This window comes from Caulobacter endophyticus (genome assembly GCF_003116815.1).
GTDB lineage: Bacteria > Pseudomonadota > Alphaproteobacteria > Caulobacterales > Caulobacteraceae > Caulobacter > Caulobacter endophyticus.
The window spans coordinates 21,604-31,594 of the sequence record NZ_QDKQ01000070.1; the positions used below are offsets into that span (position 1 = coordinate 21,604).

The window sequence follows — 9,991 nt, forward strand, 5'->3', positions numbered from 1 at the left end:
AGCGCTCTGGCACCTAGGCTGCAGTTCTCGCCCGGCCGCTACCGAGCCCCCTTCCCGCCCCAGCCGTGGCGGTCGGCGCGAGGACGCTGTATCAAAGCTGTTCTCAAGGAGGCCCCCCGCGCCTCCGCCGCCAGAACACCGCGCCGCCGGGCCGCCGCCATCATGAAGATCCTGATCGTCGAGGACGAAACCAAGACCGTCGCCTATCTGCGCAAGGGGCTGACGGAGCAGGGCTATTCCGTCGACTTTGTCGGCGACGGCGAGGACGGCCTGCATCTGGCCCAGACCCTCGACTACGACGCCATCGTGCTGGACGGCATGCTGCCGGGCCTTGACGGCGTGGCCATGCTGGAGCGCCTGCGCCAGACCCGCCAGACGCCGGTGATCATGCTGACCGCCCGCGACAGCGTCGACGACCGCCTGCGGGGCCTGGGCGCCGGCGCCGACGACTATCTGGTCAAGCCGTTCTCGTTCCTGGAGCTGCTGGCCCGGCTGCAGGCCATCACCCGGCGCGGCCGGGGCGAGGCCACCACCATCACCGTCGGCGACCTGCATCTCGACCTTCTGGCCCGCCGCGCCACCCGCGCCGGACGCCGCCTGAACCTGACGGCCAAGGAATTCGCCCTGCTGGCCGTGCTGGGCCGGCGCCAGTCGCAGATCGTCTCCAAGACGATCATCACCGAGCTGGTCTGGGACATCAATTTCGACACCAACACCAATGTGGTCGAGGTGGCCATCAAGCGCCTGCGGGCCAAGATCGACGGCATGTTCGAGACCAAGCTGCTGCACACCGTGCGCGGCATGGGCTACGTCCTGGAACATCGTCCGGACGGAAGCCCCGAATGACCCCCGCCTCCATCGCGCCCAAGTCCATAGCCGGGCGCCTGGCCCTGATGTTCGCCATCGCCACCACCCTGGTGTCGGTGCTGGCGGGCGTGGCCATCTTCGGCTTCCAGAGCCTGGAGCTGCGCCGCCACCAGGCCGAGGAGCTGAACGCCCGCATGGAGATCATCGACGCGATGATCCGCCACGCCGGCGATCCCAAGCGCTGGCCATTGCTGGGTGACAAGCTGGAGTCGTTCACTCCCGCCAACGGCAGCGTGCGCTATCGGGTCGATTGCCCCGACGCCCGCTTCCGCTTCGCCCCCGACGACGCCCTGGCCCGGGCGCGCGACGGCATCGACCTGATCCATTTCGACGGCAAGCGCTACATGACGCTGACCCGCAGGGTGCCGCCGCATCTGGAGCGGCCCGAGGTGCGGCTGGTGATCGCCGCCGACACCGCCCCGTTCGACGCCTCCCGCCGCGTGCTGGGCGCGGGCGTGCTGGCCGTGTCGCTGGTGACCATCGCGCTGGTCAGCCTGCTGGGCTGGTGGATCGCCCGCAAGGGCCTGGCGCCGGTCGACCGGCTGTCCCAGCGCGCCCGGGCGCTGAACCCCAATGATCTCAGCCTCAGGATGCCGCTCGACAACCTGCCGACCGAGCTGGTGGGCCTGATGACAGCTTTCAACGGCGCACTGGATCGGCTGCAGGACGCCTATGAACGCCTGGCCTCGTTCAACGCCGACGTCGCCCACGAACTGCGCACGCCGCTGGGCAACCTGATCGGCCAGACCCAGGTCGCCCTCTCCCGCCCGCGCGAGGCCGGCGAGCTGGAAGAGGTGCTGCACTCGAACCTCGAAGAGCTGGACCGCCTGCGCTGTATCATCAACGACATGCTGTTCATGGCCCGCGCCGACCAGGGCGCGCTCGCGGCCAACCTGGAGCCGGTGTCGCTGGCCGGCCTGACCCACAAGACCGCCGACTTCCTGGACGTGCTGTTCGAGGACGCGGGCGTGAACCTGGAAGTGGTCGGCGACGGCATGGTGGCCGCCGACGCCTCGCTGCTGGGCCGGGCGGTGACCAACCTGCTCGACAACGCCATTCGCCACGGGGTCGACTGCAAGACCGTGCGCGTGACGATCGAACCGCAGGACGGCAAGGTCTGCCTGGGCGTACGCAACCGCGGCGGCCCGATCCCCGAGGCGCACCTGGCCCGGCTGTTCGACCGCTTCTATCGCCTCGACCGCGCCCGCGAGCACAGCCACGACGTCCACGGCCTGGGCCTGGCCGTGGTCAAGGCCATCGTCACCATGCACGGCGGAACCGTCTTCGCCCGCTGCGAGGACGGCGAGGTGCTGATCGGCTTCGTCCTGCCGGGCGAGGCCCCGGTCGAACGCGAGCCGCATGCGCGGGCGGTCCAGGCCATGGAGGCCTAGGCGCCCTCGCCTCCTCGCCAGCCGCCGCCGAGAGCGCGGATGAGATTCACGCTGGCCGCCAGCCGGCGCGTGCGCAGGTCCAGGGCCGAACGGCGGGCGTCGAGTTCGGCGGTCTGGGCCGTGACCACGTCGAGATAGCTGGCCGCGCCTTCGCGGTACCTCGTCGTGGCCAGGGCGGCGGTGCGCACGGCGGCGTCGACGGCCTCGTCCTGCCGGGCCTGGGCGGCCGCCAGGCGGTTGGCCAGCGCCATCTGGTCCTCGACCTCGCGGAAAGCGTCCAGCACGGTCTGGCGATAGCCGGCGGCGGCCTCGTCGAACACGGCGCGGCTGCGGGCGACCTCGGCCTTGCGGGCGCCGCCGTCGAGCAGCGGCAGGGCTGCGGCGGCCGGCCCCAGGGCCCATACGCGATTGGCCGTGGTCAGGAGCTCGCCGCCGGTCGACTGCCAGCCGCCGCTGGCGGCCAGGGTCACGGTCGGAAACCAGGCGACCCGCGCCACGCCTATACGGGCGTTGGCGGCGGCCACCCGGCGCTCGGCCGCGGCGACGTCGGGCCGGCGCTGCAGCACCGCCGACGGCGTGCTCACCGGCGTACGCGGCGCGTCCGACAGGCCTTCGACCGCGGCCACCGAGAAGCCCGAGGCCGGCTCGCCGACCAGCACCGCCAGGGCGTGCTCCAGCAGGGCGCGATCGGCCTGGGCCTGCTCCTGCTGGGCCAGGGCGGCGGCCAGCTGGGTCTCGGCCCGGCCGGTGTCGAGCGCGCTCGAGGCGCCCCCCGCCTGGCGGCGGCGGGTCAGGTCCAGCGCCTGGCGATAGGCGTCGGCGGTCGAGGACAGCACGGCGATCTGGGCGTCCGCGCCGCGCAGCTGGAAATAGGCGTCGGCGAGCTGGGCCTGCAGGCTCAGGCGCACGGCCGCCAGATCGGCGGCGCTGGCCTGCGCGTCGGCGCGGCCAGCGGCGACCTGGTTGCGCACGCGGCCCCACAGGTCCAGCTCATAGGCGGCCGAGGCGCTGACGCCCGCCGGATCGGTGCGACCCGTCGAGATCGTGCGCTGGCTGGCCGCGCCCGCCTCCACGCCGACCGTCGGATAGAGTCCCGTGCGAGCCTGGCGGGCCAGGGCGCGGGCCTGGTCGTAGCGCGCCAGGGCCTGGGCGAGGCTGGCGTTGCCGCCCGCTAGCCGCTGCTCCAGGCCGTCCAGCGCCGGATCGGCGAACACCGCCCACCAGTCGCCGGTCGGGGCGGCGTCAGCCATGCTCGCCGGCGTCCAGGGTCCATTGTCGCGGAAGGCCGCGGGCGTCGAGACAGCCGGCGGCGCATAGGTCGGCGCCGTGCTGCAGGCCGCCAGGCCCAGCAGCGCCAGGGGCAGGATGGCGTTAGCCGCGCGCACCGGCGCCTCCCTTGGCTTGCGCCGTCTTGGCCTGGGCGGACTTGGCCTGGGCGGGCTTGGGCTGGATGGCGCGCACGCTGTCGCCGTCGGCGATGGCGTCGGGCGGGCTGCTGACGACCCACTCGCTGGCGGAGAGGCCGCTGGCCAGTTCAAGCTCGGCGCCGTGGTCCTTGGCGATCGTGACCTTGCGGATCTGGACCTTGCCGTTGTTGTCGACCACCGCGATCGCCGTGCCTTCCTTGCGGAACAGCAGGGTGTTGGACGGCACGCGCAGCGTGGCCGGCGCGGCCTGGGCCGCCCCGCCCTTGCCCAGATCGAGACTGACCTGGGCATAGGCGCCAGGCTTCAGGACCCCCGCGGCGTTGTCGACCTCAAGCTGCACCAGCATGGCGCCGGATTGGGCGTCGACCGCATCGGCCGCGCGCACCAGGCGGGCCTGGAACGACTGGCCCGGCAGGTCCGGCGAGGAGAAGCTGGCGGTCATGCCCGGACGGATCGAGCCGGCCATGCTCTGCGGCACGCTGACATAGAGGCGCAGGCGGCGGGTGTCCGACACCGTGAACAGCGGCGACGGCGCGCCGCCGCCGGCGCTGATCAGGGCGCCGAGATCGGTGTCGCGGCTGGTCACCACCCCGTCGAACGGGGCGACGATGCGCTTGAAGGCAGCCAGGCTTTCGAGCCGGCGCACATTGGCGGCGGCCTCGTTGCGCATGGCTTCGCGGGCGGCCAGATCGCCCTGCTTCTCGTCGGCCTCCTGCTGGGAGACGGCGTTCTCGCCGACCAGGCGCTTCCAGCGGGCGGCGCCCACGGCCGCCAGGTCGCGCTGGGCCGAGGCCGTGGCCAGGGCGGCGCGGGCGGCGACCAACTGCTGGTCCACTTCCGGGGCGTCGATCTCGGCCAGCACCTGGCCGGCCTTCACCGGCTGGCCGATGTCGACGTACCAGCGGCGCAGATAGCCGTCGGTGCGGGCGTAGACCGGGGCCTGGTTCCAGGCCTGCAGGCGGCCCGGCAGCATCAGCGCGCCCTCCTCGCCCGTCGTGGGCCGCACGACGCTGACGGTGATGACGCTGGCGTCCTGGCTGGCGCTGGCCAAGTCCTTGCCGGCCATGAAGCGGGCGGCGGCCCCCGTCGCCAGGATCAGGGCGAAACCCGCGGCGCCGACCAGCGCCAGGCGGCGCAGCCGACGCGGATCGGTCTTGGGCAGGGTGTCAGGCATGAACGTGTCCTTCGGTGGACGGGGCCTCGGCGCGCGACGGCGGCCGTGGACGATGGCGAAGATGGTCGGGACGAACAGCAGCGAGGCGCAGGTGGCGAAGATCAGGCCGCCGATGACGGCGCGGCCCAGGGGCGCGTTCTGCTCGGCCCCCTCGCCCAGGGCCAGGGCCATGGGAGCCATGCCGATGATCATGGCCAGGGCCGTCATCAGCACCGGGCGGAAGCGGGTCACCCCGGCCTCGAAGGCGGCCTGGATCGCGTCGCCCGTGGCCGCCAGACGCTCGCGGGCGAAGCTGACCACCAGGATCGAGTTGGCCGTGGCCACGCCCATGCACATGATCGCGCCAGTCAGGGCCGGCACCGACAGCGGCGTGCCGGTGGCGAACAGCATCCAAGCTATGCCCGCGAGCGCCGCCGGCAGGGCCGAGATGATCACGAACGGGTCCAGCCAGGACTGGAAGTTGATGACGATCAGCAGGTAGATCATCACCACTGCGCCGAGCAGGCCCCAGCCCATGCCGGAAAAGGCCGTGTTCATGGTCTGATACTGGCCGCGCAGCGTGACGCGCACCTTGGCCGGCTTGTCCTTCTCCAGGCTCTTGAGAACCTTCTGGACGTCGGCCGCCACGCCGCCGAGGTCGCGCCCCTGCGTGGCCGCATAGACGTTGACCATCGGCTGGATGTTGTACTGCGAGACCACCGCCGGGGTGGCGCCGCGGCTCAGCGCGCCCAGGCCGCCCAGCACCTGCGGCGCCTCGCCCGGCACGCGGCTGCCGGTGACCGGGATCGCGCCCAGCTTCTCGAAGCTGTCGATCAGGTATTCCGGCGTCTGGGCGACGATCGGGTAGGACACCCCGTTCTGCGGGTTCAGCCAGAACACCGGCGAGGTCTGGGCGCTGCCCGCCACCGCGCCGGCCAGACTGGCGGTGACGTCGCGCTCGTCCAGGCCCAGGGCGTGGATGCGGGTGCGGTCGGCGTCGAAGCGCAGCTGCGGGGCGGCGCTGGGCTGCTGGATGCGGACGTCGGCGATGCCCTCGACGCCGCGGATCGCCCGCAGGATCTTCTGGGCGTAGGCCTGGTTGGTCCCGGCGTCCCCGCCGGCCACCTGGATGTCGATCGGCGCGGGACTGCCGAAGTTCAGGATCTGGCTGGTGACGTCGGCCGGCAGGAACGAGAAGGTCGCCGTCGGGAAGGCCTTGGGCAGTTCCTGGCGCAGCGCCTTGACGTAGCCGTCGGTCGGCTTGTGGCCCTTCTTGAGGCTGATCAGGATGTCGCCGTCCTGGGCGCCGATCGTGCCCGAGGCGTTGTAGGCGACGTTGATGCCGCTGGTGGACAGGCCGATGTTGTCGACGATGGTCTCGATCTCGGCGTTCGGGATGATCGTGCGCACCTGGCGCTGGATGCGGTCGAACAGGGCCGCCGACTCCTCGACGCGATAGCCGGTGGGCGCGCGGACGTGCATGGCGATCGAACCGGAGTCCACGGCCGGAAAGAAGTTGCGGCCCAGGAAGGGAACCAGCGCCAGGCTCAGCACGGCGAAGGCCAGGAACCCGGCGACGAACTTGCCGCGCGCGCCCAGGGCGAAGCCCAGCAGGCCGGCATAGGCGTCGCGCACCTTGGCGAACACCCGCTCGAAGCCGCGCTGGAAGCGCACCAGGCGGTTCTTCGACGGCGCCTCCTGGTCGTGCGGCGCGTGCGGCTTCAGCAGGAAGGCCGCCATGGTCGGCACTAGGGTCCGCGACAGCAGGAACGAGGCGATCATCGCGAAGACGACCGACATGGCCATCGGCACGAACAGGAAGCCCGACACGCCCGGCAGGAAGAACATCGGCACGAAGACGATGCAGATGCAGAGCAAGCTGACGAAGGCCGGGGTGACGATCTGGGCCGCGCCGTCGAGGATCGCGGTCTTGACGTCCTTGCCGTGCTCCAGATGCCAGTTGATGTTCTCGATGGTCACCGTGGCGTCGTCGACCAGGATGCCGACGGCCAGGGCAAGGCCGCCGAGGGTCATGACATTGAGGGTCTGGCCGAAGGCGGCCAGGGCCGCCACAGCCGCCAGCACGGCCAGCGGGATCGACACGGCGATGATCACCGTCGAGCGCCAGCTGCCCAGGAACAGCAGGATCATCAGCGAGGTCAGGATCGCGGCCAGCGCGCCCTCGTGCACCACGCCCTCGACGGCCGCCTTCACGAAGGTCGACTGGTCGTTCAGCGGGGTGATGGTCAGGTTGTCGGGCAGCTGGGCCTTCAGCTCGGGCAGCGCGCCCTTGATGCCGTCGACGATGGCGATGGTCGAGGTCGCCCCCGACTTCAGCACCGTCATCAGCACCGAGCGCTGGCCGTCCACGTGGACGACGTTCTGCTGCGGGGCCGAGCCGTCGCGGACGTGGGCCACGTCGCCTAGTCGGATGGTGGCGCCGTTGACCGTGCGCACCGGCAGGGCGTTCAGCTCGTCGACCGAGCCCGGCGCGTTGTTGAGGCGCAGAGAATACTGGAACTCGCCGATCTTCACGAAGCCGGCCGGCGTGATCTGGGTCTGGGCGGCGATGGCCGCGCCGACGTCGGTGGCCGAGAGCCCCTTGGACAGCAGGGCCTGCGGATCGATATCGACCTGGATCTGGCGGGTCTTGCCGCCGAACGGGAACGGCACGGCCGCGCCGGGCACGGTGACCAGGCGCGTGCGGATGAAGTTGACGCCGTAGTCGAACAGTTGCTGCTCGCTCATTCCCGGCCCGGCCAGGGCCAGCTGGACGATCGGAACGGTCGAGGCGTTGTAGTTCAGCACCAGCGGCGGCGTCGTGCCGGTGGGCATCTGGCGCAGCAGGGTCTGGGAAACGGCGGTGATCTGGGCGTTGGCCAGGCGAATGTCAGCGCCGGGCTGGAAATAGACCTTCACCACCCCGATGCCCTGCAGCGAGGTGGCCTCGATGTGCTCGATATCGTTGACCGTCGTGGTCAGGGCCCGCTGGTAGGGCGTGAGGATGCGCCCCGACATGTCCTCGGGCGACAGGCCGTTATAGGTGAAGGCCACCGCCACGACGGGGACGCGGATCTCCGGAAAGATATCGGTTGGGGTGCGCAGAATGGCCAGCACGCCCACGATGAGGATCATCGCGGCCATGACGACGAAGGTGTAGGGACGCGCCAAAGCCGTCCGCACAAGCGAGATCATCGAAGAATCCGTCGTTCCGGAGAGGTTGCGACGGATGTAGCGGCGCCATCGGGTCGTCAGGCTGACGCGCGCCTGACAAGGCGGTCAGCAACAGTGGACAACCTTGGCCGCGAGCGGTCTCAGCCGCGCCCGCGTCGAGCCTCGATCCGGGCGACCCGCTGGCGGACCACCTCGCCCGCGGCCGGGCCGGCGGCGTAGGTGAAGCGCTCGGCGTCGATCGGCCGGCCGCTGACGGCGTCGATCACGATCGGCTCGGCCGCCTGGCCGGTTACCCGATCGACCAGCTGGCCGGCGATCCCCTCCTTGGCGAAGTGACGGTTGCCGAAGGCGAGCAGCGCGGTCAGCACCGGAGCGAAGTCGCGGCCCTGCGCAGTCAGCACGTACTCGTGGCGCACCGGCCGCTCCTGGTAGGGCCGCCGCTCGAGAAAGCCGGATTGTACTAGTCCGGCCAGGCGCTTGGTGAGGATGTTGGGCGCCACGCCGAGGCTCTTTTCGAACTCGTCGAAGCGGGTCAGCCCCTGCTGGGCGTCCCGCAGGATCATCAGGCTCCAGGCATCGCCGACGCGTTCGAGCGTGCGGCCGACGGGGCACTGTCCGGGATCGAAGGCGCGCGTGGTCATGGAAGAAACATAGGTGGTCGATAGCGAAATGAAAGCAAGTCACTTGCAATTTGAAAGTAACTAGCCATCTGCAAGTCACCCCGCCGCGACGAGCGTGGCGGCCAGCATCCCGAGGGGATTGAGACATGAGCAAGCAACAGCTTTCCGGCGCGGCCCTGGTGACCGGCGCCTCCAGCGGCATCGGCGCGACCTATGCCGACCGCCTGGCCCGCCGCGGCCACGACCTGGTGCTGGTCGCCCGCGACGCTTCCCGCCTGGCGGACTTGGCCGACCGCCTGCGCACAGAAGCCGGCGTGAGCGTCGACGTCATCCAGGCCGACCTGACCAACGCCGTCGATCTGGCCCGCGTCGAGGCCCGGCTGGCCGAAGACGCCGCCATCGACATCCTGATCAACAACGCCGGCGCGGCCCTGGCCGGCGACTTCGTCGACCAGGACCTCGACAAGGTCGACAACCTGATCCAGCTGAACGTGGTGTCGGTGACGCGGCTGGCCCATGCGGCGGCCGGCGCCTTCAAGGCGCGCGGCCGCGGCGCGATCGTCAACATCTCGTCGGTGGTGGGCCTGCTGCCCGAGTTCCGCTCGCCGGTCTACGGGGCGACCAAAGCCTATGTGACCTATTTCACCCAGGGCCTGCGCAGCCAGCTGCCCGAGGCGGTGAAGCTGCAGGCGGTGCTGCCCGGCGCCACCCGCACCGAGATCTGGGACCGCTCGGGCGGCGGCGGCGTCGATGCGCTGGATCCGTCGACCGTGATGGAGGTCGGCGACCTGGTCGACGCGGCGCTCGCCGGCTTCGACCAGGGCGAGCTGGTGACCATTCCGTCCCTGCCGGAAGCCGGCGATTTCGCCGCCTATGACGCGGCCCGGTTGAACCTAGCGCCCAACCTGTCGCGCGACCGCCCCGCGCTCCGCTACGGCCTGGCCTGACCCCTGTGTCGGCGGCGGAACGAAAGCCGCCGCCGGCCGCTCCCCCTTGCGAAACCTGGCCCTTACGCAGCTTGGGAGGCGCAGCATGTCGGTCATCGCCAATCTCGACGAGTTCATCCTGGAAGAGACCGAGCAAGGCATCTTCCTGACGGTCACCGGCGACGACGACCAGACCCAGCGCCTGAAGGTCACCCTCGACGACCTTGAGGAGATCATGGAGATCATCGACGAGGTGTTCGGCGTCGAGGTCGAAGCGGCCAACGACGAAGAAGCGGAGTGATCAGATTCTCCCCCTGCGGGAGTGTTGCGAAATTAGCCGATTGTGATTCCCTGGGTTTAGTACGGGGAGGCCAGGCATGGCGGTGAAGCAGACGGGTCAGTTCAGTTTCGCCGAGGCGCTGATGCCGGTGGG

Annotated in this window: 7 protein-coding genes; 4 read left to right on the forward strand and 3 right to left on the reverse strand. The window is 70.6% G+C overall.

Annotated elements, in window-relative coordinates:
• The first annotated feature begins 162 nt into the window (after positions 1-162).
• Together DDF67_RS21495 and DDF67_RS21500 are read left to right on the forward strand one after the other, a co-directional pair.
• The gene (locus tag DDF67_RS21495; protein WP_109454837.1) at positions 163-846 is read left to right on the forward strand and encodes a heavy metal response regulator transcription factor; all 684 of its coding nucleotides are present in this window, start codon (positions 163-165) and stop codon (positions 844-846) included.
• Positions 843-2,258, forward strand: coding sequence for a heavy metal sensor histidine kinase (locus DDF67_RS21500; RefSeq protein ID WP_233247731.1), 1,416 nt, complete (start codon positions 843-845; stop codon positions 2,256-2,258). Before DDF67_RS21495 ends, DDF67_RS21500 begins: the two co-directional genes overlap by 4 nt.
• On the opposite strand, the gene DDF67_RS21505 is transcribed toward DDF67_RS21500, so the two are convergent.
• From DDF67_RS21505 to DDF67_RS21520, 3 genes are all read right to left on the reverse strand, one after another.
• Positions 2,255-3,643, reverse strand: a complete 1,389-nt coding sequence (locus DDF67_RS21505) for an efflux transporter outer membrane subunit (protein ID WP_109454838.1) — start codon at positions 3,641-3,643, stop codon at positions 2,255-2,257. The genes DDF67_RS21500 and DDF67_RS21505 overlap by 4 nt on opposite strands.
• Positions 3,630-8,033 (reverse strand): efflux RND transporter permease subunit, encoded by a 4,404-nt coding sequence (locus tag DDF67_RS21515; RefSeq protein ID WP_233247732.1) that lies wholly within the window; start codon positions 8,031-8,033, stop codon positions 3,630-3,632. The genes DDF67_RS21505 and DDF67_RS21515 overlap by 14 nt, the downstream gene beginning before the upstream one ends.
• A gap of 119 nt (positions 8,034-8,152) precedes the next feature.
• Positions 8,153-8,653: a winged helix-turn-helix transcriptional regulator gene (locus tag DDF67_RS21520; RefSeq protein WP_109454840.1), complete on the reverse strand. Its 501-nt coding sequence runs from the start codon at positions 8,651-8,653 to the stop codon at positions 8,153-8,155.
• Between the two features lie 125 nt (positions 8,654-8,778).
• On the opposite strand from DDF67_RS21520, the gene DDF67_RS21525 reads away from it, so the two are divergent.
• Both DDF67_RS21525 and DDF67_RS21530 read left to right on the forward strand, forming a co-directional pair.
• Positions 8,779-9,579, forward strand: a complete 801-nt coding sequence (locus DDF67_RS21525; protein ID WP_109454841.1) for an SDR family NAD(P)-dependent oxidoreductase — start codon at positions 8,779-8,781, stop codon at positions 9,577-9,579.
• Positions 9,580-9,664: 85 nt separating this feature from the next.
• Entirely contained in the window at positions 9,665-9,859 is a 195-nt protein-coding gene (locus tag DDF67_RS21530; RefSeq protein WP_109454842.1) for a hypothetical protein, read from the forward strand.
• The last annotated feature ends 132 nt before the right edge of the window (positions 9,860-9,991 follow it).

Coding starts and splice junctions, on each gene's coding strand:
- DDF67_RS21500 (WP_233247731.1), top strand. CDS start 843: ATGACCCCCGCCTCCATCGCGCCCAAGTCCATAGCCGGGCGCCTGGCC.
- DDF67_RS21530 (WP_109454842.1), top strand. CDS start 9,665: ATGTCGGTCATCGCCAATCTCGACGAGTTCATCCTGGAAGAGACCGAG.
- DDF67_RS21495 (WP_109454837.1), top strand. CDS start 163: ATGAAGATCCTGATCGTCGAGGACGAAACCAAGACCGTCGCCTATCTG.
- DDF67_RS21520 (WP_109454840.1), bottom strand. CDS start 8,653: ATGACCACGCGCGCCTTCGATCCCGGACAGTGCCCCGTCGGCCGCACG.
- DDF67_RS21525 (WP_109454841.1), top strand. CDS start 8,779: ATGAGCAAGCAACAGCTTTCCGGCGCGGCCCTGGTGACCGGCGCCTCC.
- DDF67_RS21515 (WP_233247732.1), bottom strand. CDS start 8,033: ATGATCTCGCTTGTGCGGACGGCTTTGGCGCGTCCCTACACCTTCGTC.